General features: G+C 71.2%; 18 protein-coding genes. 5 read left to right on the top strand and 13 right to left on the bottom strand.

What is annotated here, in order from left to right; all coding sequences use genetic code 11:
• Window positions 1-2: 2 nt before the first annotated feature.
• The 3 genes from zwf to pgl are packed head-to-tail and all read left to right on the top strand — an operon-like array spanning window position 3 to window position 3,399.
• Window positions 3-1,535, top strand: a complete 1,533-nt coding sequence (zwf, locus tag O7595_RS26240) for a glucose-6-phosphate dehydrogenase (RefSeq protein WP_269731072.1) — start codon at window positions 3-5, stop codon at window positions 1,533-1,535.
• Window positions 1,532-2,596: a glucose-6-phosphate dehydrogenase assembly protein OpcA gene (opcA, locus tag O7595_RS26235; protein ID WP_269731071.1), complete on the top strand. Its 1,065-nt coding sequence runs from the start codon at window positions 1,532-1,534 to the stop codon at window positions 2,594-2,596. The genes zwf and opcA overlap by 4 nt, the downstream gene beginning before the upstream one ends.
• Window positions 2,593-3,399: a 6-phosphogluconolactonase gene (gene pgl / locus O7595_RS26230; RefSeq protein WP_269731070.1), complete on the top strand. Its 807-nt coding sequence runs from the start codon at window positions 2,593-2,595 to the stop codon at window positions 3,397-3,399. Before opcA ends, pgl begins: the two co-directional genes overlap by 4 nt.
• Here pgl and O7595_RS26225 read toward each other — a convergent pair.
• Entirely contained in the window at window positions 3,378-5,051 is a 1,674-nt protein-coding gene (locus tag O7595_RS26225) for a PH domain-containing protein (protein WP_269731069.1), read from the bottom strand. The two genes, pgl and O7595_RS26225, sit on opposite strands and share 22 nt — an antisense overlap.
• Before the next feature lie 239 nt (window positions 5,052-5,290).
• On the opposite strand from O7595_RS26225, the gene O7595_RS26220 reads away from it, so the two are divergent.
• Window positions 5,291-6,511 carry an IS110 family transposase gene (locus O7595_RS26220; RefSeq protein ID WP_269726866.1) on the top strand — a complete coding sequence of 407 codons (1,221 nt, stop codon included), beginning with the start codon at window positions 5,291-5,293 and terminating at the stop codon, window positions 6,509-6,511.
• Window positions 6,512-6,528: 17 nt separating this feature from the next.
• Here O7595_RS26220 and O7595_RS26215 read toward each other — a convergent pair whose 3' ends face one another.
• From O7595_RS26215 to uvrC, 12 genes are all read right to left on the bottom strand, one after another.
• The gene (locus O7595_RS26215; protein ID WP_269731068.1) at window positions 6,529-7,029 is read right to left on the bottom strand and encodes a PH domain-containing protein; all 501 of its coding nucleotides are present in this window, start codon (window positions 7,027-7,029) and stop codon (window positions 6,529-6,531) included.
• An 11-nt stretch (window positions 7,030-7,040) separates the two neighbouring features.
• Window positions 7,041-8,705: a glucose-6-phosphate isomerase gene (gene pgi, locus O7595_RS26210; protein WP_269731067.1), complete on the bottom strand. Its 1,665-nt coding sequence runs from the start codon at window positions 8,703-8,705 to the stop codon at window positions 7,041-7,043.
• Between the two features lie 167 nt (window positions 8,706-8,872).
• Window positions 8,873-9,208, bottom strand: coding sequence for an RNA polymerase-binding protein RbpA (locus O7595_RS26205; RefSeq protein ID WP_078503510.1), 336 nt, complete (start codon window positions 9,206-9,208; stop codon window positions 8,873-8,875).
• A gap of 109 nt (window positions 9,209-9,317) precedes the next feature.
• Window positions 9,318-9,554, bottom strand: coding sequence for a preprotein translocase subunit SecG (secG, locus tag O7595_RS26200; RefSeq protein WP_170813917.1), 237 nt, complete (start codon window positions 9,552-9,554; stop codon window positions 9,318-9,320).
• A gap of 184 nt (window positions 9,555-9,738) precedes the next feature.
• Window positions 9,739-10,515 (bottom strand): triose-phosphate isomerase, encoded by a 777-nt coding sequence (tpiA, locus tag O7595_RS26195; RefSeq protein WP_269731066.1) that lies wholly within the window; start codon window positions 10,513-10,515, stop codon window positions 9,739-9,741.
• A gap of 7 nt (window positions 10,516-10,522) precedes the next feature.
• Window positions 10,523-11,734, bottom strand: a complete 1,212-nt coding sequence (locus tag O7595_RS26190; RefSeq protein WP_269731065.1) for a phosphoglycerate kinase — start codon at window positions 11,732-11,734, stop codon at window positions 10,523-10,525.
• A 117-nt stretch (window positions 11,735-11,851) separates the two neighbouring features.
• Complete coding sequence (gene gap / locus O7595_RS26185; RefSeq protein WP_269731064.1) at window positions 11,852-12,856, bottom strand: type I glyceraldehyde-3-phosphate dehydrogenase; 1,005 nt, start codon at window positions 12,854-12,856, stop codon at window positions 11,852-11,854.
• A gap of 193 nt (window positions 12,857-13,049) precedes the next feature.
• Window positions 13,050-15,989 carry a M14 family metallopeptidase gene (locus O7595_RS26180; protein ID WP_269731063.1) on the bottom strand — a complete coding sequence of 980 codons (2,940 nt, stop codon included), beginning with the start codon at window positions 15,987-15,989 and terminating at the stop codon, window positions 13,050-13,052.
• Between the two features lie 686 nt (window positions 15,990-16,675).
• The gene (whiA, locus tag O7595_RS26175) at window positions 16,676-17,665 is read right to left on the bottom strand and encodes a DNA-binding protein WhiA (RefSeq protein WP_093653140.1); all 990 of its coding nucleotides are present in this window, start codon (window positions 17,663-17,665) and stop codon (window positions 16,676-16,678) included.
• Window positions 17,656-18,690 carry a gluconeogenesis factor YvcK family protein gene (locus O7595_RS26170; RefSeq protein ID WP_269731062.1) on the bottom strand — a complete coding sequence of 345 codons (1,035 nt, stop codon included), beginning with the start codon at window positions 18,688-18,690 and terminating at the stop codon, window positions 17,656-17,658. The genes whiA and O7595_RS26170 overlap by 10 nt, the downstream gene beginning before the upstream one ends.
• Window positions 18,687-19,628 (bottom strand): RNase adapter RapZ, encoded by a 942-nt coding sequence (gene rapZ / locus O7595_RS26165; protein WP_269731061.1) that lies wholly within the window; start codon window positions 19,626-19,628, stop codon window positions 18,687-18,689. Before rapZ ends, O7595_RS26170 begins: the two co-directional genes overlap by 4 nt.
• Window positions 19,625-21,682 (bottom strand): excinuclease ABC subunit UvrC, encoded by a 2,058-nt coding sequence (uvrC, locus tag O7595_RS26160; RefSeq protein WP_269731060.1) that lies wholly within the window; start codon window positions 21,680-21,682, stop codon window positions 19,625-19,627. The genes rapZ and uvrC overlap by 4 nt, the downstream gene beginning before the upstream one ends.
• Window positions 21,683-22,060: 378 nt before the next feature.
• Between uvrC and O7595_RS26155 the strand changes: the two genes are divergently transcribed.
• Window positions 22,061-23,005, top strand: coding sequence for a hypothetical protein (locus tag O7595_RS26155; protein WP_269731059.1), 945 nt, complete (start codon window positions 22,061-22,063; stop codon window positions 23,003-23,005).
• Window positions 23,006-23,114: the final 109 nt, after the last annotated feature.

The following is a 23,114-nucleotide window of genomic DNA, read 5'->3' as shown; positions in this document are numbered from 1 at the left end:
CCTTGACTTCCGCACACGGAGCGAATCCGCTTCGTGACGCCGCGGACCGACGGCTCCCGCGCATCGCGGGGCCGTCGGGCCTGGTGATCTTCGGCGTTACGGGCGATTTGTCACGGAAAAAGCTGATGCCCGCCGTGTACGACCTCGCCAACCGCGGCCTCCTGCCGCCGGGCTTCTCCCTCGTCGGCTTCGCCCGCCGCGAGTGGGACGACCAGGACTTCGCGCACGAGGTCCACGAGGCCGTGAAGGAGCACTCCCGGACTCCCTTCCGGGAGGAGGTCTGGCAGCAGCTCATCCAGGGCATGCGGTTCGTCCCCGGCGAGTTCGACGACGACGACGCGTTCGAGACCCTGAAGAAGACCATCACGGAACTCGACCAGGTACAGGGCACGGGCGGCAACTTCGCCTTCTACCTCTCGGTGCCGCCGAAGTTCTTCCCCAAGGTCGTCAAGCAGCTGAAGAAGCACGGGCTCGCGGAGCAGAAGGACGGCTCGTGGCGGCGCGCCGTCATCGAGAAGCCCTTCGGCCACGACCTGGCCTCCGCGATGGAGCTCAACTCGATCGTCCACGACGTGTTCGAGCCGGACCAGGTCTTCCGCATCGACCACTACCTGGGCAAGGAGACCGTCCAGAACATCCTGGCGCTCCGCTTCGCCAACACCCTCTTCGAACCGATCTGGAACCGGTCGTTCGTCGACCACGTGCAGATCACCATGGCCGAGGACATCGGCATCGGCGGCCGTGCCGGCTACTACGACGGCATCGGCGCCGCGCGCGACGTCATCCAGAACCACCTGCTCCAACTGCTCGCCCTGACCGCGATGGAGGAGCCCGCCTCCTTCGAGGCGGACTCGCTGGCGGCGGAGAAGACCAAGGTGCTGGGCGCGGTGAAGCTGCCCAGGGACCTCGCCGCCGGCACCGTCCGCGCACAGTACGCGGCCGGCTGGCAGGGCGGCGCGAAGGTCGTCGGCTATCTGGAGGAGGAGGGGATCGACCGCACCTCCAAGACCGACACCTACGCGGCGATAAAGCTGGAGATCGACAACCGGCGCTGGGCGGGTGTGCCGTTCTACCTCCGCACCGGCAAGCGGCTCGGCCGCCGCGTCACCGAGATCGCCGTCGTCTTCCAGCGCGCGCCGCATTCCCCCTTCGACCGCACGGCCACCCAGGAGCTCGGGCAGAACGCGCTGGTCATCCGGGTCCAGCCGGACGAGGGCGTGACCCTGCGCTTCGGCTCGAAGGTCCCCGGCACCTCGCTGGAGGTCCGCGACGTCTCCATGGACTTCGCCTACGGCGAGTCCTTCACGGAGTCGAGCCCGGAGGCGTACGAGCGGCTGATCCTCGATGTGCTGCTCGGCGACTCCAACCTCTTCCCGAGGGTCGAGGAGGTCGAGCTGTCCTGGAAGATCCTGGACCCGATCGAGGAGTTCTGGGAGAAGCACGGCAGGCCCGCGCAATACCCGGCCGGGACGTGGGGTCCGGTCGAGGCGGACGAAATGCTCGCACGAGACGGACGGAGCTGGCGCCGGCCATGAAGATCGACCTTACGGACACCACCTCCGGCAAGATCAACAAGGCGCTGGTACAGGGCCGGCGGGCGATCGGCACCCCGGCCGTGGGCATGGTCCTCACCCTCGTCATCGTCACCGACGAGGAGAACGCCTACGACGCGCTGAAGGCGGCCAACGAGGCCGCCCGCGAACACCCCTCGCGCAAGCTCGTCGTCATCAAGCGCGTCTCCCGCTCGCCGCGCGACCGGGCCAAGGCGCGGCTGGACGCCGAGGTCCGGGTCGGTGCGGACGCCGGCACCGGCGAGACGGTGGTCCTGCGGCTGTACGGCGAGGTCGCCGACCACGCCCAGTCCGTGGTGCTGCCGCTGCTCCTGCCGGACGCGCCGGTCGTGGTGTGGTGGCCGGTGAACGCGCCGGTCGATCCGGCGTCCGACCCGCTGGGCGCACTGGCCCAGCGCCGGGTCACCGACACCTACGCCTGCGAGCAGCCCATCGCCGAGCTGACCGCCCGCGCCGACGCCTACACCCCGGGCGACACGGATCTGTCCTGGACCCGCATCACGCCGTGGCGCTCGATGCTCGCGGCCGCGCTGGACCAGGTCGACTGGCGGATCACCGGGGCCGAGGTCGAGGGCGAGGAGTTCAACCCGAGCTGCGAACTGCTCGGGATGTGGCTCGGCGACCGGCTGGACGTACCGGTGACGCGCACGGTCTCCGGCGGTCCCGGCCTCACCGCCGTGCGGCTGCTCACGGACAGCGGCACCATCGTGCTGGACCGCGCGGACGGCTCCCTGGCGACGCTGTCCATCGAGGGCCAGCCGGACCGTGCGGTGGCGCTGAAGCGACGTGACACCGCCGAGCTGATGGCCGAGGAGCTGCGGCGGCTGGACCCGGACGACATCTACGCCGCGACGCTGCGGTTCGGGGTGGACCGGCTCGACCAGGAGGGCGCACCGGCCGGCGGCGGCTCCGCAGCGAGGAAGGCCCCGGCGAAGCGCCCGGACCCGACGGCGGAGACGTCCGGGGAGAGGAGCGGGGACAGGACTCCCGCGAAGGCCCAGGCGAGGAAGGCGGCGTCCAAGTGAGCGCCCCCCAACTCGTCGTCCACCGCGACAAGGAGCTGATGGCCCAGGCCGCGGCGGCCCGGCTGATCACGAAGATCGTGGACGCCCAGGCCGCCCGGGGCTCCGCCTCGGTGGTGCTCACCGGCGGGCGCAACGGCAACGGCCTGCTGGCCGCGCTCGCCGCGGCGCCCGCGCGGGACGCCGTCGACTGGTCGAGGCTCGACCTGTGGTGGGGCGACGAGCGCTTCCTCCCCGAGGGGGACCCGGAGCGCAACATCACCCAGGCCCGGGAGGCCCTGCTCGACTCGGTGCCGCTGGACCCGGCCCGGGTGCACCCGATGCCCGCGTCGGGCGGACGGTACGGCAACGACGCGGACGCCGCGGCGGCCGCGTACGCGGAGGAGCTGGCCGCCGCCGCGGGCCCCGAGCACTACCGGTCGGCGGCTGCCGACGCGGGCGGCGACGTGCCGGCGTTCGACGTCCTGATGCTGGGCGTGGGCCCCGACACGCACGTCGCCTCCCTGTTCCCCGAGCTTCCCGCGGTACGGGAGACGGAGCGCACGGTCGTCGGCGTCCACGGCGCGCCGAAGCCCCCGCCGACGCGCATCTCCCTGACGCTCCCGGCGATCCGGGCGGCGCGCGAGGTGTGGATGCTCGCCGCCGGCGAGGACAAGGCGAACGCCGCACGGATCGCCCTGTCGGGCGCGGGCGAGATCCAGGCCCCGGCGGCAGGGGCGTACGGCAGGTCGAGGACGCTGTGGCTGCTGGACTCGGCGGCCGCGTCCCAACTGCCGCGTGATCTCTATCCGCCCGCCTCCGCCTGACGGAGGCTCACCGCCCGGGTGCGTACGGCCCGGTCCGCCCTTTCCCGGCGGACCGGGCCGTACACCGTTCCGGAGGCGCGGACCGGCACAGGCGCGACGGACCCGCTCATGCCCCGTGCGCCCCGGGGCCTCCGGGTTTCGGCAGGCCGTTCGAGGAAGGGCTCCAGCAGCCCCGGAACCGCCCGGGCCGCGAAGTCCAGGATCTCGTGCTCGTCGGCGTCGTACACCGGGTAGGCACCGTCGCCCGCCGCCGTGGTGGCGGTCAGGGTCAGCACCCCGGCACGCCGCTGGAACCACGACTGCCTCAGCGTCCAGCCGATGACGCCGCCCCGCCGCAGCGCCACCGTGCCCCGCCGGACGGTCCCCGAGCGGGCGACCAGATAGTCGCCTTCGAGTGCGTGGCCCAGGCTCCGGTACGCGTCCAGGGCCAGCAGCACCGCGAGCGGCAGGGACACCGCCGCGCTCGCCGCGGCTGCGTACAGCAGGACGTCCGTCACCGACAGGCCCAGGACGACGAGGACCAGGACCGGCGCGAGGGCCGCCGCGAGGGCCCGGCGCAGTCTGCGGGAACGCGCCGCACGCGGATGCGCGGTGAGCGGGGCGCTCGTGGGCGGGCGGGGCTCCCGCAGCACCAGGGCGGCGACGTCGTCGGCCACGGGCCCCGGCGCGGGCGGCAGCAGCGTCCTGTGGTCGGCTTGCCCGTCCTCGTCGTCCTCGACCAGGCCGGTCGCCACGGCGTCCACCCGCGCTGCCCCGAACAGTCGCACGCCGAGGGGTTCGACGCGTTCGACTCCGCGCAGCCGTCGCTCCTCGATCGAGAGGGAACGGGAGGTGAACAGCCCCCGGCGGACCCGCAGCGTGCCGCCCCGTTCGCGTTCCAGCCGGTAGCCGAACCACATCTCCACCCAGAGGCCGAGCGCTCCGACGACCCCGGCGACCACTGCCAGTACGGCCAGTACCACGACCGTCCAGAGCAGCGGCGTGTCCCGGAACCGCTCGCCGACCCAGTCGATCACCTGGGTCTGCACCCCGAACCACTGGCTGACCTGCATCACCGCTCCGACCGCGGCACCGCCGAGCAGGGGCGCGACGAAGGACACCGGCGCGTAGCGGATCCAGCGGGGGTCGAGGGCCGCCAGTGTCCCGTCCCGTTCGGCCTCCGTCACCCCGGCGGCCCGCCGCACCAGCAGCTCCCGGCGCAGCCGCTCGCCCTCGGCCCTGGTGACCGGGTCGAGTTCCAGCGTGGACTCCCCACCGCCGGTGTGCTCACCGGTGCCGATCCGCACCTTGACCAGGCCGAGTATCCGCAGCAGCGGATGGGCCGTCAGATCGACGGTGCGGATGCGTTCGCGCGCCAGGGACCGCCGCTTCACCAGCAGCAGCCCGGTGTGGAGCTCGGCGCGCTCGGGGCCGATGCGGTACCGCGTGCGCCTCCAGCGCAGCCAGTCAGCGCCCGCGCCCGCGGCGATGACCACCAGGGCCCCGGCGAGCACCCAGCCGAGCGCCTGCCACCACGGCATGTTCCCGGCCAGACCGAGCACGACGGGCAGTCCGGCACCGCCCGCCACCCCCGCCGTCACGGCGGCCGTGGCGAGCACCGTGCGCGGGTCCAGCCGCCGCCAGCCCTGGTCGGGCCCGCCCGAGGCGCTCATTAGAGGACCATCCTTTCTGCAGCCCTCTTCGGTAGGGTTGTGACCTCTCGGTCCCGGTGGGTGCATGGCCAGTGTCGCGAGCTGCTCGACGGCCAACATGAGTTACGCCAGCCCCGCCGGGCCGAGGCCGTCTGATCGGCTTCAGGGACACGCCCCGCAGAGGGCCGATTAATGAGCTCCCGGCAGACGACCTCATCACCGGGCAGGTGCTCCGTCACAGGCACAGGAGTACGACCTTCGTGTTCATCGGGTGGGACTGGGCGACCGAGACCCATGACGTGACCGTCATGGACGACGCCGGAAAACGCATCGACCGGTGGGAACTCGCCCACACCGAGGAGGGGTTCACCAAGACTCTGGCGAGGCTGCGCAAACACGGTGCTCCGGCAGACCTGCCCGTAGCGATCGAGACCACCCGCGGCCTGGCCGTCGACCGCCTCCTTGCCGCCGGACACCCCATCGTGCCGGTGCACCCCAACGCCTTCCACGCCATGCGGGCACGCTGGGGCGCCTCCAAGGCCAAGACCGACGCCGGCGACAGCATGAAACTCGCCGACTACCTGCGCACCGACGGGCACATGCTGCCCAGACTGGAACCCACCGAGCAGGCCACCCTCGACCTCCAGGCCCTCACCCGGCAGCGTGCCGACCACATCGAGGCCAAGGTCGCCGCCGTCAACCAGCTCGCCGCCCTGCTGGACGAGCACCGGCCCGGGGGCAAGGCCGTCTTCTACGAACTCGACAGCGACATCGCCATGGCCTTCCTGGAGCGCTACCCCACCCCGGCCTCCGCCGCCAGGCTCACCGCCGGACGCCTCGAAGCCTGGTGCAAGCGCCACGGATACTCCGGGAAGAAGCCCGGCAGCGTCCTGATCGAACGCCTGCGCTTGGCCCCGAAGGCCGCCTCCCGCCTCAGCGAACAGGTCGCCGGACAGCTCGTCCGAGTCCAGGTGCAGCTGGTGCAGGGCATACGCGCGACGATCCGTGTCTTGGACAAGTCCATCGCCGAAGCAGCCGCAACCCATCCCTACGCACCGCTTTTCGCCACCATGCCGCGCATCGGCAAGGTCAGCCTCGGGCAGATCATCGGCGAGATCGGCCCGATCCTGGAACGCGCCCAGACCTGCGAACAACTCGTCGCCGAAGCTGGCGTCGTCCCGGTCACCCGGGCCTCGGGCAAGGCCCGCACGGTCTCCTTCCGCTTCGCGACCAACCGAAGAGCTCGACTCGCGCTGACGACCTTCGCCGACAACAGCCGCCACGGCAGCGACTGGGCCGCCAAGATCTACAACGACGCCAGGGCGCGCAAGAAGCGACACCCCCACGCGATCCGCATCCTGGCCCGAGCATGGCTCCGCGTGATGTGGGCCTGCTGGCGCGACGGCACCTGCTATGACCCCGTGATCCACCAATCCAACAGCAAGATCAACACGACCGCGGAGACGCGGATGGCGGCATAGAGGTTGACTCAGGAAACTCATGTGGCGTCGCCGGGAGTGGCCTGGGTGATCCGCGTCAGCCGCTCGGCCAGTCGGGCCGCGACCTCGTGGTCCAGGCCCTCGATCCTGAGCGCTCCCTTGGCGGAGGCGGTGGTGACGGTGACCGTGGCCAGCCGGAAGAGTTGCTCCAGCGGACCGCGTACGGTGTCGACGGTCTGGATCCGGGACATCGGGGCGATCCGCCACTCCTGCCAGAGGGCGCCCGTGCGGACGTACACGGCCTCCTCCGTGACCTCCCAGCGGTGGACCCGGTACCACCAGGAGGGGAAGAAGGCCGTGCCGGCCAGGCCGAGGACCGCCAGTGCCCCGGCAGCGAACCACAGCCAGGTCCTGGCGGGCACGGTGAACGCGCCGAGTGCGGCGAGCACCGCCACCGGCACGGCCGCCGTCAGCAGGCACCGCGCCCGCCACCACCCGACGGCCCGTTCGTTCAGCGTGTTGCTCGGCGGCCTCAGCCGCACGGTCCCCTCCCCCGTCATCGGATCCCGTCCTACGCCCCGCCGCCCAGCGGGCTCCGGCCGCGCAGAGTGCGGTACGTGGACACCAGCGCGGCGGTGGAGCTGTCGAGGTCCTCGCCCCCGCGGCCCTCGGTGAGCACCGGCTCCAGGCGCTTGGCCAGGACCTTGCCGAGCTCGACGCCCCACTGGTCGAAGGAGTCGATGTTCCAGACGGCGCCCTGGACGAACACCTTGTGCTCGTAGAGTGCGACGAGCTGGCCGAGGACGGAGGGCGTCAGCCTGCCGGCGAGGATCGTCGTGGTCGGGTGGTTGCCGCGGAACGTCTTGTGCGCCACCAGTTCCTCGGGCACGCCCTCCGCACGCACCTCCTCCGGGGTCTTGCCGAAGGCCAGCGCCTGGGTCTGGGCGAAGAAGTTCGCCATCAGCAGGTCGTGGTGACCCGCCGGTCCGGCGGGCAGCTCGTCGACGGGGTCGGCGAAGCCGATGAAGTCGGCCGGCACGAGCTTGGTTCCCTGGTGGATCAACTGGTAGTACGCGTGCTGCCCGTTGGTGCCCGGCGTGCCCCAGACGACGGGTCCCGTCTGCCACTCGACGTGCTCGCCCTCGCGGTCGACGGACTTGCCGTTCGACTCCATGTCCAACTGCTGCAGATACGCGGTGAACTTGCTCAGGTAGTGCGAGTACGGCAGGACCGCGTGCGACTGGGCGTCGAAGAAGTCGTCGTACCAGATGCCGAGAAGGCCCATCAGCATCGGCGCGTTCTCCTCCGGCGGCGCCGTGCGGAAGTGCTCGTCGACGAGGTGGAATCCGTCCAGCATCTCGCGGAAGCGCTCCGGACCGATGGCGATCATCAGCGAGAGCCCGATCGCCGAGTCGTACGAGTAGCGGCCGCCGACCCAGTCCCAGAACTCGAACATGTTCGCGGTGTCGATGCCGAAGTCGGCGACCTTCTCCGCGTTGGTGGACAGCGCGACGAAGTGCTTGGCCACGGCCTCCTGGCCCGCGCCGAGGCCGGTCAGGAGCCAATCGCGGGCGGTGGTGGCGTTGGTGATGGTCTCGACGGTGGTGAACGTCTTGGAGGCGATGACGAACAGCGTCTCCGCGGGGTCGAGGTCGCGGACCGCCTCGTGGATGTCGGCCCCGTCCACGTTCGAGACGAAACGGAACGTCAGGTCCCGTGCGGTGTAGGCGCGCAGCGCCTCGTAGGCCATCGCGGGGCCGAGGTCGGAGCCGCCGATACCGATGTTGACGACGTTCCTGATGGGCTTCCCGGTGTGACCGGTCCAGCGGCCCGAACGGATCTGCCCGGAGAAGTCGCTCATCTTGTCGAGCACGGCGTGCACGGCGGGCACCACGTTCTCGCCGTCGACCTCGATGACCGCGTCCCGGGGGGCGCGGAGCGCGATGTGCAGGACCGCCCGGTCCTCCGTGATGTTGATCTTCTCACCGCGGAACATGGCGTCCCGCAGCTCCGTGACCCCGGTGGCGGCGGCGAGGTCGCGCAGCAGTGCCAGCGTCTCGTCGGTCACCCGCTGCTTGGAGTAGTCGAGGTGCAGATCGCCGGCCCTCAGGGTGTACCGGCTGCCGCGCTCGGGATCCGCGGCGAACAGCTCCCGTAGATGCGTGTCCGCCATCTGCTCACGGTGCTTGGTCAGAGCAGCCCATTCGGGCCTCCGGTTGAGCCGGATTGCGTTCATCTTCAGCCCACTTCTTCTCGTACCTGACTGCGTCCCCGCTGCCCCACCAACCTAATTGATCGTGAGGGCGGCCGGCGCGACGCAACGGCGTGCGGGCGGAACGCATCGGGCCCGGCCGGCGGCGGGATCCTGGGATCCCACCGCCGGCCGGGCCCGGCGTCAGCTGCTCAGATCTCACCTCGGAGCTTGGCGAGCGCCTCGGCGAGGATCGCCTCACCGTCCGCGTCGCTGCGCCGCTCGCGCACATACGCCAGATGCGTCTTGTACGGCTCGGTACGCGGCGGGTCCGGTGGGTTGTCCCGGTCCTGGCCGGCCGGGAACCCGCAGCGCGGGCAGTCCCAGCTGTCCGGAACCTGTGCGTCGCTGGCGAAGCTCGGCTGCGTCTCGTGCCCGTTCGAGCACCAGAAGGAGATGCGGAGACGCGGTGCGGACTCGCCCCGCTCCGCCTCCCCCATCGGCCCCGCCCCGACCCGGCTTCCCCGGATCGCGTTGCCACTTGCCACGGTCGTAACTCCCTGCGTGATGGTGCTCGAAGATGCCCCAGTCTACGTAAGGCCCAACGCTCGTCCAGTGATTGGAGTTACACCCCCACCTCCGGGACGCCCTTTGCGGTCAGCCGCCCAGCTTCATCAACAGAGCAAGTACGACAATGCACGCGAACCACATCAGGCCGACCACGATCGTGATGCGGTCCAGGTTGCGCTCGGCGACCGAGGAGCCGCCGACGGACGACTGCATGCCGCCACCGAACATGTCGGAGAGGCCGCCGCCCTTCCCCTTGTGCATCAGCACCAGCAGCATCAGCAGCAGGCTGAAGACGATCAGGGCGATCGAGAACCCCATAACCACGGCTGGACCAACTTCCTCGGACGAACGAATCAGACTGAACAACTGATCAGGAGAACGGGGGCCGAGCCCACAAGCCTCGGCCCCCGCAAGCGTACGACGAGGTTACCCATTTCCACGACCCTCGCCGCGGGCCGGACCCTCCTCACCGCAGGTGACGAGGAGGGCGGGCAGCGCTACCGCCCGTTCACTGGTCCCGGAAGCGCACGATCTTGACGAACTCGTCCACGTCGAGGGACGCGCCGCCGACCAGGGCTCCGTCGACGTCGGGCTGAGCCATGATCGCCGCGACGTTGTTCGACTTCACCGAGCCGCCGTACTGGATGCGGATCTTGGCGGCCACCTCCTGGCCGTACAGCTCCGCGAGCCGGCCGCGGATCGCCCCGCAGACCTCCTGGGCGTCCTCCGGGGTGGCGACCTCACCGGTGCCGATGGCCCAGACGGGCTCGTAGGCGATCACCAGGGTCTGGGCCTGCTCGGCCGTGATGTCCTTCAGTCCGCCGTCGATCTGGTTCAGCGTGTACTGGACCTGCTGGCCGGCCTTGCGGACGTCCAGGCCCTCGCCGACGCAGAGGATCGGGGTCAGACCGTGCCGGAACGCGGCCTTCACCTTGGCGTTGCAGAGCGCGTCGGACTCGGCGTGGTACTGGCGTCGCTCGGAGTGACCGACGACCACGTAGGCGCACTTCAGCTTGGCGAGCATCGTGCCGGAGATCTCACCGGTGTACGCGCCGGAGTCGTGCGCCGAGAGGTCCTGGGCGCCGTACGTGATCTTCAGCTTGTCTCCGTCCACCAGGGTCTGCACGGAGCGCAGATCGGTGAAGGGGGGCAGGACCGCGACGTCCACGGCGTCGTAGTCCTTGTCGGTCAGGGCGAAGGCGAGCTTCTGGACGTGGGCGATGGCCTCGAGGTGGTTGAGGTTCATCTTCCAGTTGCCCGCCATCAGCGGGGTGCGGGTGCTCATGTGGTGTTCAGTCCTCCAGTGCGGCGAGTCCGGGAAGCGTCTTGCCCTCGAGGTACTCGAGGCTCGCGCCGCCACCGGTCGAGATGTGGCCGAATGCGTTTTCGTCGAAGCCCAGCGTGCGGACCGCGGCGGCCGAGTCGCCACCGCCGACGACGGTGAACGCCTTGCCGTCCACGAGCGCCTGGGCGATGGCACGGGTGCCGCCGGCGTAGTCCGGGTGCTCGAAGACGCCCAGCGGGCCGTTCCAGAACACCGTGGCGGCGTCGGCGATCTTGGACGCGTACAGCTCGCGCGTCTTCGGGCCGATGTCCAGCCCCTCCTTGTCGGCGGGGATCCGGTCGGCGTCCACCGCGATGTACTCGGCGGGCGCCTTGGTCTTGAGGTCGGGGAACTCGGTGGAGGCGAGGACGTCGACCGGCAGCACCAGCTCCACGCCGTTCCTCTCGGCACGCTCCATGTACTCCTTCACCACCGGGACCTGGTCCTCCTGGAGGAGGGAGACGCCGACCTCGTGGCCCTGCGCCTTGAGGAAGGTGTAGGCCATGCCGCCGCCGATCAGCAGGCGGTCGGCCTTGGCCAGCAGCGAGTCGATCACGGCGAGCTTGTCGGAGACCTTGGCGCCGCCGAGGACGACCACGTACGGCCGCTTGACGTCCTCGGTGAGCTTCTTCAGCACCGAGACCTCGGCGGCGATGAGGTACCCGGCCGCGTGCGGCAGCCGGGCCGGGAGGTCGTACACCGAGGCGTGCCCCCGGTGAACGGCGCCGAAGCCGTCGCCGACGTAGACGTCGGCGAGGGAGGCGAGCTCGTCGGCGAAGGCGCCGCGCTCGGCGTCGTCCTTGGACGTCTCCCCGGGGTTGAAGCGCAGGTTCTCCAGGACGGCGACGCCGCCGTCGCCGAGACCGGCCACGGTCGCACGGGCGGACTCGCCGACCGTGTCGGTGGCGAACGCCACCTCGGCGCCGAGCAGTTCACCGAGCCGCGCGGCGGCCGGGGCGAGCGAGAAGGCCGGGTCCGGGGCACCCTTCGGACGGCCGAGGTGCGAGGCGACGACGACCCGGGCGCCCGCGCCGGCCAGGGCCTTCACGGTCGGCAGCACGGCACGGATACGGCCGTCGTCGGTGATCGTGGTGCCGTCGAGGGGCACGTTCAGGTCGGCGCGGACGAAGACCCGCTTGCCGGAGACGCCTTCGGCGAGGAGTTCGTCGATCGTCTTCATGCTTTGTTGGCTCCTAGGAGAGGTCGGGGACACGCCACAGGGCCCGCGCAGCGCGCCGTTGCGCTGCCCGAGCCCTGCTCCGCTCACATCGGGGTGCTTACCGTCGCCGGCAGGCGATCAGAGCTGGTTGCCGACGAAGACCGTGAGGTCGACGAGGCGGTTGGAGTAGCCCCACTCGTTGTCGTACCAGCCGACGACCTTGACCTGCTTGCCCTGGACCATGGTCAGCTTCGAGTCGAAGGTGCAGGAGGCCGGCCAGTTCACGATGTCCGAGGAGACGATCGGGTCCTCGGTGTACTCCAGGACGCCCTTCAGCTGGCCCTCGGAGGCCTTCTGGAAGGCGGAGTTGATCTCGTCCCTGGTGACCTCGCGGTCCAGCTCCAGGACGAGGTCGGTGACGGAGCCGGTGGGGACCGGGACGCGCATGGCGATGCCGTCCAGCTTGCCCTTGAGCTGCGGGAGGACCAGGGCGGTGGCCTTCGCGGCACCCGTCGAGGTCGGGATGATGTTCTCCGCGGCGGCGCGGGCGCGGCGCAGGTCCTTGTGCGGGAAGTCGAGGATGCGCTGGTCGTTGGTGTACGCGTGGACCGTCGTCATCATGCCCTTGACGATGCCGAAGTTCTCGTCGAGGACCTTGGCCATCGGGGCCACGCAGTTGGTGGTGCACGAGGCGTTGGAGATGACGTTGTGCTGCGCGGGGTCGTACTTGTCCTGGTTCACGCCCATCACGATGGTGATGTCCTCGTCGGTGGCCGGAGCCGAGATGAGGACCTTCTTGGCGCCGCCGGCGATGTGCTTCTCGGCGTCCGCCTTCTTCGTGAAGATACCGGTGGACTCGATGACGATGTCGACGCCGAACTCGCCCCAGGGGATGTCGGCCGGGTTGCGCTCGGAGAGCACCTTGATGGTGTGCCCGTCGACGGTGATGGTGTCTGCGGTGTGGCTGACCTCGGCCTTCAGACGGCCGAGGATGGTGTCGTACTTCAGCAGGTGAGCGGTGGTCGCGGTGTCACCCAGGTCGTTGACAGCCACGATCTCGATGTCTGCACCCTGCTCCAGCAGCGCGCGGAAGTAATTACGACCGATGCGGCCAAAGCCGTTGATGCCTACGCGGATCGTCACGAACCGATCTCCTCAGTGGTACGCCGGTTTCGACGCCGGCGAGCTGATATGGGATGTCCCCGACCGCTTACGACCCTACCTCCCCGGGGCAGCCGGAGTGGCATCGAGCACGCCCCCGGATCGAGCCGAAAACCGGTGGCCCGTACCTACCGACAAGTACGGACCACCGGCGCTTTTCGGCGACTACGCAGTGTCAGCGACGGAGCGCGGCGAGCGCCTTCCGGACCAGTGCGTCGCGGTCCGCGGGCGCGGTGACGTGTTCCAGGCCGAAGCCCAGCAGAACCGTGTCGCGGGTGGTGACGGCCGCGTACGAGACGAACAGCTCACCTGTGCGCGCCCAGTCACCACCGAGCGCGGGGCTGCCCTCCGGCGCCCCCGGCGTCGTCCACGGACCGAGCGAGGTCTCGAAGCCCTCGCTCTCCCTCTCCGCCCCGCCGACGACCAGGGCGGCGTCGTCGGCGAACACACCGCGGCCGCCGCTGCCCGGGTCGGTGACGTAGGCGAGTGAGAGCTCCACGCGCTTGCCGGCGTAGGCGCTCAGGTCGAAGGAGACCTGCTTCCAGCCGGCGGAGGAGCCGGTGAAGCTGTTCCAGGTGCCGCTGGAGCCGGACGCGGTGCAGCCGCCGGAGCCCAGGGTGAGGTAGTGCCGCAGGAAGGGATGCCCGCCCAGGAAGTACCCGGCCTCGCACTCCTCCGGTACCGCGGTACCGCTGAGCCCGCCCTCGTCCGGGAGCGTCGTCCAGTCCTCGGCGCCCACGGTGTGGGCCTCCAGGACCGCGTGGTCGTAGCCCGGCTCGGTGTTCCAGTTGAGCGCGAGCTTCAGCCGCGGCGCGTCGGCCGCGGTGACCCCGGTGAGGTCGACGGTCCGGGTGAGCCGCTTCCAGTCGTTGTCCTCATGGGTCGCGGAGGCCATCGACGAGCCCGCGTACGGGGCGTAGGGGTTGGTCACCCCGTCGAAGCGGCCCGCCTGGGCGCTCGCGAACTGCGGGAACCGCGCGACCGGCAGCGTGTCGGAGGTGACCGTGTACGCCCCCGGCGCGTTCAGCGGGTTGCCGGTGGCACCGGACAGCGGCCCGCCGGATCCGGTGAGTCTTCCCGCTCCGGCGAACCCGGTGGCACCGGGCGCCGAGGCGCGGCCGTACGCCCCCAGCCAGTACTGGCTGAAGTCGTTGGTCACGGCCCTGCCGACCTGGGCGTTGCCGCCGGCCAGCTCCCCGGCCTCGATCAGCTTGCCGCCCTCGTTGAGGAAGTCGCGAAGGGCGAGCTGGGTGGGTCCGCCGGGCGCCTGCGCGCCGGTGTAGTGGACGGCGGTGGCGAAGTGGCCGAGGACTCCGAGCGGGTGCGGGGCGCCCTGGGTGGCGACGTCCCACACGACGGCCTTGCGGCCGTTGGCCCGGAGCGCGTCGACGTACGCCCGGGCGTGCTGGGCAGGCGCACCCTCCTCCGCCACCACCACGGTGTCCGCTCTGGGCCGGACCGCGACGGTGTAGGTGAAGTGCTCGCTGGAGACGCGCTTTCCGCTTCTGGTCTCGCCGGTGAACCAGACCTCGACCCGGTCGCCGACGTCCCCGTCCTTGACCTTGGCCCGGTACTGGTCGAAGCGGATGTTGTCCTCGCCGCCGTAGGTCTCCCCGCCCCGCCACGGCCGGAGCGCCATGTCGTGGGTGCGACCGCCGTTGACGCGGTACTTGAGTTCCTTGTCCCGCAGGGACTTGCGGGCGATGACGGACACTTCCTGGTCGCCGCCGCGCGAGTAGGAGGTCGTGAACGGGTCGACGGTGAAGTCGGGGGCCTCCAGACCGACCGCCGACGACGGCTGGTCGGGGTGGACGGCGGTCTCGGCGACGGACAGCGCGAACTCGACGTTCTTCGCGAACTCCGCCTGGATCAGCTTCTCGTCGTCGGGGAAGTTGAACCCGGAACGGCAGTCCTCGGGCCGCCACCGGTCGTTCGGGTCGACGGCGGAGGCGGTCTGGCAGGTCGTCATCTCCGGGGTGAACATCATCGTCCCGTTGACGTTGGCCGCGTGGCCGTCGGCCTCGCCGTTGGTGGTGTAGAGCTCGGAGGAGACCTGGGGGTGGTAGCCGGGCACGGCCGGGTTGTCCGGGGTGCCCGCCAGCGCCTTGTAGAGCACGTCGTCCGGCGTGGGGGTGGCGACCTGCCAGCCCACGCCGTACAGGATCAGTTCGGCGGCGGAGTGGTAGTTGATGCCGTACTCGAAGCCGATGCGCTTCTGGAAGCGGTCCAGCGCGACGGTCTCGGGCTCGGAGGAGGGGCCGGGGCCGCGGTAGGTCTCACTGGCGGCGTTGGGGGACGAACCCTCGTTGTCGTAGCCCCACTTGTAGGCGAAGTTGCGGTTCAGGTCGACACCGTCGCCGGTGGTGATCCTGCCGTCGCCGTTGTTGTCGCGCAGGTTCTTGCGCCAGAGGCGGTTGCTGTCGGAGGCGTGGGTGAAGTCGTAGCCGTCCGGATTGGCGGACAGCAGGAACCACAGCTCGGTGCGGTCCACGATCCGGGTGAGGCGCCGGTCCTTGCCGTAGCCGTCCACGTAGTGGTGGAGCAGCCGCCGGGTCATCTCGGGCGTGATCCACTCGCGGGCGTGCTGGTTGGACATGTAGAGGGTGGACGGCTTGGCGCCGTCCCGGTGCTTCTTGGCGCCCTTGGTCAGCTTGAGGGCGAGGATGTCCTTGCCCTGCACGGTCCTGCCGATGCTGACGACCTTGGTGATCGACGGGTTGGCGGCGGCGACGGCGAGGATCTCCTCCTGGAGGCCGCCCTCCCCGCCGTACGGCCGGAAGACACCGTCCCCGGCGGCGGCGACGCGCTTCTTCGCCGCGCCGGACACGGTGTGCTCGGTGAGGCTCACGCCCTTGTCGCGGAGCGCTCCCGCCTGGGCCTCGGTGAGGAACACCTCGACCGTGGCGGTGCCCTTGGCCGGTACCTGCTCGGTCAGTTCATGACCGTCGGCGCCCGCCTGGAGGAGCAGTGGCACCTGTTCCCTGGTGACTTCCGCCTGCCACACGGATAGTCCGGCGGCGTCGGCGCCGGTGTCCGCCCGGGCGAGCGGCGCGGCGGCCAGACCGGCCATCAGGAGTGAGGTCGCGGCGAGGATCGATCTCGCTCTTCGTCTCATTGGCCCCCCTTGCTTTCGTCTGTCGCGAAAGAAAACAGATGCCAGGCTCATGACAGTTCATGATCATGTCAAGATGCTCTGGACGGCCAAGTGGCCTTGGCACACTGGGCGTTGAGGCGGATGAGCGCGCCGCGCGCGGAGCGTGACGGGTGCGGAGGAGCACGTCCGCCGTCCGGCCGCGGACGGCCCGACGGGCCGTGACGTCCACGGGCGGACGCGGGACGGCCTGCGCCCGGGCGGGTCGGGAAGGTGCCTCCGCCCGCCCTCAGGGCGGGAGGGACTTTCGCAAGACGCCCTGGTGGGACCGTGGAACGGATCCGTCAGTTGGCTCTGTGGGGCGCGTGCGTTCGGGGCACGGCTCGCGGGGTGGGGCAGCGCAACGCGGGACCCGCGGAGGGGGTCTCGGCGATCGCGGCCCGGCGAACCCGGCCCGAGACGACCTCGTACCGGAAGGACACGCGCAGGACCACCCCGGCGGACGGAAACCCGGCAAGAGCGGCCTCGCCCACGGAGCCGCGGGAAACGCGTACGCGGAACACACCCCACAAACGCATCGTCGCGAGCGCGGCCCGGCGAGCCCCAACCCGAGAGCGAGCCGACCCGGGACGCGGCCTCGGCCACGGGGTGTCCGTGCGCGCGGCCTCGGGAGGCGGCCACTCGGAGAGGCGGGCGCGCCCCGGGCGGGCTCAGCCCACCAGGCCGTCGGCCATCTCCTCCGTCAGATTGGACTCCGTACCCGGGATCCCGAGGTCCTGGGCGCGCTTGTCCGCCATCGCCAGCAGCCTGCGGATACGGCCCGCGACCGCGTCCTTCGTCAGCGGCGGGTCCGCCAGCGCACCCAGCTCCTCCAGCGACGCCTGCTTGTGCTCCATGCGCAGCCGGCCCGCCGCCGCGAGGTGCTCGGGGACCTCCTCGCCGAGGATCTCCAGAGCGCGCTGCACCCGTGCGCCGGCGGCGACCGCGGCCCGGGCCGAGCGGCGCAGATTGGCGTCGTCGAAGTTGGCCAGCCGATTGGCGGTGGCCCGGACCTCACGGCGCATCCGCCGCTCCTCCCAGGCCAGGACCGACTCGTGCGCGCCGAGCCGGGTCAGCAGCGCGCCGATGGCGTCGCCGTCGCGCACCACGACCCGGTCCACTCCGCGCACCTCACGGGCCTTCGCGGCGATGGAGAGCCGGCGCGCGGCACCGACCAGCGCCAGCGCGGCCTCGGGGCCGGGGCACGTCACCTCGAGCGAGGACGAACGGCCGGGTTCGGTCAGCGAGCCGTGTGCGAGGAAGGCACCGCGCCAGGCGGCCTCCGCGTCGCACGTGGCGCCCGAGACGACCTGGGGCGGCAGCCCGCGGATGGGGCGGCCCCGGCCGTCGACCAGCCCGGTCTGGCGGGCAAGCTGGTCACCGCCCGCCACGACGCGCACCACGTAGCGCGAGCCGCGCCGCAGCCCGCCGGGAGCCATCACCACGAGATCCGAGGAGTGCCCGAAGATCTCCAGGATGTCCTTGCGGAGCCTGCGTGCCGCGATGCCCGTGTCCAGCTCCGCCTCGATCACGATGCGGCCGCTGACCAGGTGCAGCCCGCCCGCGAACCGCAGGATCGCCGAGACCTCCGCCTTTCTGCAGCAGGTCCGGGTGACGGGGAGCCGGGAGATCTCGTCCTTCACCGCTGCCGTCATCGCCATGGGCCGATCCTTCCATGCATCCGAAAAATACGGTCGTACGCGGCGGCCAACAGCTCCGGGTCGTGCTTCGGAGCCCCGTCGGGTCTCGCCACGGGCGCCAGCTCGACCGCGGCACCGAGCCGCTTCGCCGCGTCGGCGAGGGACTCGCGGTCGGGCACGGCGGCCTCGTCGGCCAGCACCACGTCCAGGGCGAGTTTAGGGGCGTGTCGCCCCAAAACCTCCAAATGACGCTGCGGAGAGAAGCCCTCCGTTTCCCCGGGCTGCGGGGCGAGATTGAGCGACAGAACACGCCTGGCCTTGGTCTCGACGAGCGCGTCCAGCAGCTCGGGCACGAGCAGGTGCGGGATGACCGAGGAGAACCAGGAGCCGGGGCCGAGGACCACCCAGTCGGCGTCCAGCACGGCCTCGACGGCCTCCGGGACGGCCGGCGGATCGTTCGGCACCAGGTGCACGGACTGCACCTCGCCCCGCGTCAGCGCCACCGTCGCCTGGCCGCGCACCGTGCCCACCTCGTCGGGCCGCGCCGGATCGTGCCCCTTGACCAGCGCCTGGAGTTCCAGCGGCACGGCGGACATGGGCAGCACCCGGCCGTGGGCGCCGAGCAGCCTGCCGACCAGGTCCAGGGCCTGCACATGGTCGCCGAGCTGCTCCCACAGCGCGACGATCAGCAGATTGCCGACCGCGTGTTCGTGCAGCTCGCCCTGGGACTGGAAGCGGTGCTGGATGACCCGGGACCAGGTCTGGCCCCAGTCGTCGTCGCCGCACAGCGCCGCGAGCGCCTTGCGGAGATCGCCGGGCGGCAGCACCCCGAGCTCCTTGCGGAGCCGCCCGCTGGAGCCCCCGTCGTCCGCGACGGTGACGACGGCGGTGAGGTCGCCCGTGATGCGGCGCAGCGCCGCGAGGGACGCGGAGAGGCCCATGCCGCCGCCGAGGGCGACGACCTTGGGCTGGGTCCCGCGTCTGCGGCCGGTGCGGAGCGCGTCACTGCCCCGCAGCCGGCGCAGCCGGAGATTGCGTGCGGTCACTCGCGCCCCATGTCCCGGTGGACGACGACGGTCTCGATCCCCTCGGAACCGAGCCGGGCTGCGAGCTTCTCGGACATGGCGACGGAGCGGTGCTTGCCGCCCGTGCAGCCCACGGCGATCGTCACGTACCGCTTGCCCTCGCGGCGGTAGCCCGCGGCGATCAGCTGCAGCAGCCCGGTGTACTGGTTGAGGAACTCCTTGGCCCCTGGCTGGTTGAACACATAGCCCGACACCTCCTCGTTCAGCCCGGTGAAGGGGCGCAGCTCCGGAACCCAGTGCGGATTCGGCAGGAAGCGGCAGTCCACCACGAGGTCGGCGTCGACGGGCAGGCCGTACTTGTACCCGAACGACATCACGGTGGCCCGCAGCTCCGGCTCCTCGTCGCCCGCGAACTGGGCGTCCATCTTGGCGCGCAGCTCGTGGACGTTGAGGCTGGAGGTGTCGATCACGAGGTCGGCGTCGCCGCGCAGCTCCCGCAGCAGGTCCCTCTCGGCGGCGATGCCGTCGACGATCCGGCCGTCGCCCTGCAGCGGGTGCGGGCGGCGCACGGACTCGAAACGGCGCACCAGGACCTCGTCGGACGACTCCAGGAAGACGATCCGGCGGGTGACCTGCTTGGCGTCGAGGTCCGCGAGGGACTCGCGGAGGTTGTCGAAGAACCGCCGGCCGCGGACGTCCACGACGACGGCGATCCGCGCCACGTTGCCCTGGGAGCGTGCGCCGAGCTCCACCATGGTGGGGATCAGCGCGGGCGGCAGGTTGTCCACGACGAACCAGCCGAGGTCCTCCAGGCACTTCGCCGCGGTGCTGCGGCCGGCGCCCGACATTCCGGAGATGATCACCAGCTCGGGGATGGCCGCCTCTGCGGCCTGCCCGGCCTCGGTCGTGCCCGTACTCACGTCTCCTGCTCCGTGTTCCTGTCTGTTCCGCTCGGTCATTCCGTGGTTCCCCCGATTCCTTCCGTCGCTGCTGCCCCGAGGTCCTCTTCCATGATCTCGCCTGTCGCCGTGTTCACCGCCGGGGCGGGCGGAGCGGCCTGCGCCAGGGCGACGGCCACGGACTCCGCGGTCTTCCTGCCGAAGCCCGGGACCTCGCAGATCTGCTCGATCGTCGCCTGCCGCAGCCGCTTCACCGAGCCGAAGTGCTTGATCAGTGCCTGTTTGCGGGTCTCGCCGAGACCCGGCACGGAGTCCAGCGGACCGGTCCGCAGCCGCTTGGTGCGCTTGGACCGCTGGTAGCGGATCGCGAAGTCGTGAGCGGTGTCACGCACCCGTTGGATGAGGTACAGCCCCTCACTGGAGCGGGGCAGCACGACCGGGTCGTCCTCCCCCGGCAGCCACACCTCCTCCATGCGCTTGGCGATGCCGGCGACGGCGACGTCGTCGATCCCCAGCTCGTCCAGGGCCCGCTGGGCCGCCGCGACCTGCTGCTGCCCGCCGTCGACGAGCACCAGCTGCGGCGGATAGGCGAACCTCCTGGGTCTGCCGTCGTCCACCGCGGCCGACGGCACCTCGCCGCCCGCCAGGGCCTCGCCGTCCTCCGGGACCGCCCACTCGCCGGTCCTCTCCCGCTCCGCGAGATAGCGCCGGAAGCGCCGGCTGATCACCTCGTGCATCGAGCGGACGTCGTCCTGGCCCTCGCCGTGCCAGATCTGCGTGTCTCCGACACGACCCTTGATCTGGAAGCGCCGGTACTCGCTCTTCCGGGGCAGCCCGTCCTCGAACACGACCATGGACGCGACCACGTCCTCCCCGTGGAGGTGAGAGATGTCGAAGCACTCGATACGCAGCGGCGCGGAGTCCAGGCCGAGCGCCTCGGCGATCTCCTCCAGGGCCCGGGAGCGGGTCGTCAGATCGCTGGCGCGCTTGGTCTTGTGCAGGACGAGGGCCTGCTGGGCGTTGCGCCCGACCGTCTCCATCAGGTCCTTCTTGTCGCCGCGCTGGGGGATGCGCAGCGAAACGGCCGAACCCCGGCGGTCGCCCAGCCACTGGGTGACCGCGGCGAGGTCCTCGGGCAGGGCCGGGACGAGGACCTCCTTGGGGACGGCGTCACCGCTCTCCTCCCCGTACAGCTGCTGCAGCGCGTGCTCGACGAGGCCGGACGTGTCGACGGCCTCGACCTTGTCGGTGACCCAGCCGCGCTGACCGCGCACGCGCCCGCCGCGGACGTGGAAGATCTGGACGGCGGCCTCCAGCTCGTCCTCGGCGACCGCGATCAGATCCGCGTCGGTGGCGTCGGCAAGCACCACCGCGTTCTTCTCCATGGCGCGCTTCAGGGCCTCTATGTCGTCCCGCAGGCGGGCGGCCCGCTCGTACTCCATCTCCTCGGCCGCCGCCGTCATCTCCTTCTCCAGGCGGCGGATGTAGGTGCCGGTGCGGCCGGCCATGAAGTCGCAGAACTCCTCGGCCAGTTCGCGGTGCTCCGCGGCGCCGGTCCTGCCGACGCAGGGCGCGGAACACTTGCCGATGTAGCCCAGCAGACAGGGCCTGCCGGTGCGCTCCGCGTTCTTGAAGACCCCGGCGGAGCAGGTGCGCACGGGGAAGACCCGGAGCATCAGGTCGACCGTCTCGCGGATCGCCCACGCGTGCGCGTACGGACCGAAGTGGCGCACGCCCTTCCTCTTGGCGCCGCGCATCACCTGGACCCTCGGGAACTCCTCGTTCATGGTCACCGCGAGGTACGGGTAGCTCTTGTCGTCCCGGTACTTGACGTTGAAGCGGGGGTCGAACTCCTTGATCCAGGAGTACTCCAGCTGAAGGGCCTCCACCTCCGTGGAGACGACGGTCCACTCCACCGAGGCCGCGGTCGTGACCATCGTGCGGGTGCGCGGATGCAGACCCGCCAGGTCCTGGAAGTAGTTCGCCAGCCGCTGCCGCAGACTCTTCGCCTTGCCGACGTAGATCACCCGGCGGTGCGCGTCGCGGAACTTGTAGACCCCTGGCGAGTCGGGGATCTGTCCCGGCTTGGGGCGGTAGCTGGAGGGGTCTGCCATGCCGCCCACCCTACTGGCGGGCACCGACAACCGGGGCCGCCGCAGGGGCACGCGCACCCGCCCTCCCGCCCGGGCGCCGGTCCCGCCGCCGGGCCCGCGCCGGAGGAGGCCCTCGACGGGGCCGCCGCTACGGCCGGTGTCCGGGCGCTCACGGTTCGGCGGTGCAATACGGACGCTTCGACCAGGCTCCCACGGCATTCGGACCGGCACTCGGACAACCGTTGTCCGGACGGGACCGGCACGCTTCAATGCGGGGTGACACGCGGCTGTGACGGCGGCCCCGGAGGCCCCGTGACGCCTGCCGTCGGTCCCGTCCGCACGCCCCGCCCTCGGCGCGAGGGCCCACCGGGCGGCCGTGAACGTCCATCGAGGAGTCCCATGGGGCACGCCGCGCACCCCGCGCACACCCAGGCCGAACTGGACCGGGTGCTGCGCACGGGCCCCTTCCATCTCGCCCTGCGTGCCGCGCTCGCGGTGCGGGGTCTGCCGCTGCAGCGGGTGCAGCACCATCTCGCACACCGGGGGATCAAGGTCGGGGTGACCAGTCTGAGTTACTGGCAGCAGGGCGCCCGCCGGCCGCAGCGCCCCGAGTCGCTGCGGGCCGTGCGGGCACTCGAGGACGTGCTCCGGCTGCCGGAGAACTCCCTTCTGCGGCTGCTCCCCGTGGAGGCCGGGCCCGGCCCCCAGCGCCCCGCGGCCCGTTCTCCGCGTGCGCCGGCCGAGGGGTCCGGGGCGGTGGAGCGGCTGCTCGCCGGACTGGGGCGGCCCGCGGACGGCGGGCTGCACACGGTGGGGCACCACGAGCGCGTGCGGATCGGGCCGGGCCGCGAGCTGCTGGGCCGGGACTCCCAGAAGATCGTGCGCGCCCACCGCGACGGCGTCGACCGGCTGCTGGCGGTCCATCGCGGGGATCCGGGATGGGATCCGGCGCGGGTGAGCGTGCGGGCCACGGAGAACTGCCGCCCGGGGCGCGTCCGGTACGACCGGGAGGCGGGGGTGCTGGTCGCGGAACTGCTCCTCGACGCCCGGCTGCGGTCCGGTGAGACGTACCTCCTCGGCTACGGCTTCGAGGACGGCACGGCGGGCCCTAGCGGTGAGTACGTGCGGGGCTTCCGCGCGGCCGGCGGTCAGTACGTGCTGCAGGTCCGCTTCGACGGGGCGGCGCTGCCGGTGCGGTGCCGGCACTTCGCCCAGAACTCCCCCGGCGCGGCACGGATCTGCCGTGCGGAACTGGCCCCCAACAGCCGCCACCCGGCGGTGCACCTGGTCGAGCAGGGCGTCCGGCCGGGGATCCAGGGGATCGAGTGGGAGTGGGAGCATTGACCGAAGCCCGGGTTTCGCCGCGGTACGGCCAGGGGCAATGAGGTGATCTTGAAGCCCCGACGCGGCAGCCGGGGACATGCCGCAGGCGGGGGGCAACCGGAACGCGGCA

The sequence above is a fragment of the Streptomyces sp. WMMC940 genome (genome assembly GCF_027460265.1).
Classification (GTDB): domain Bacteria; phylum Actinomycetota; class Actinomycetes; order Streptomycetales; family Streptomycetaceae; genus Streptomyces.
Note: the sequence above shows the minus strand (reverse complement) of the source record. Positions and strands in the feature narration are given on the sequence as shown.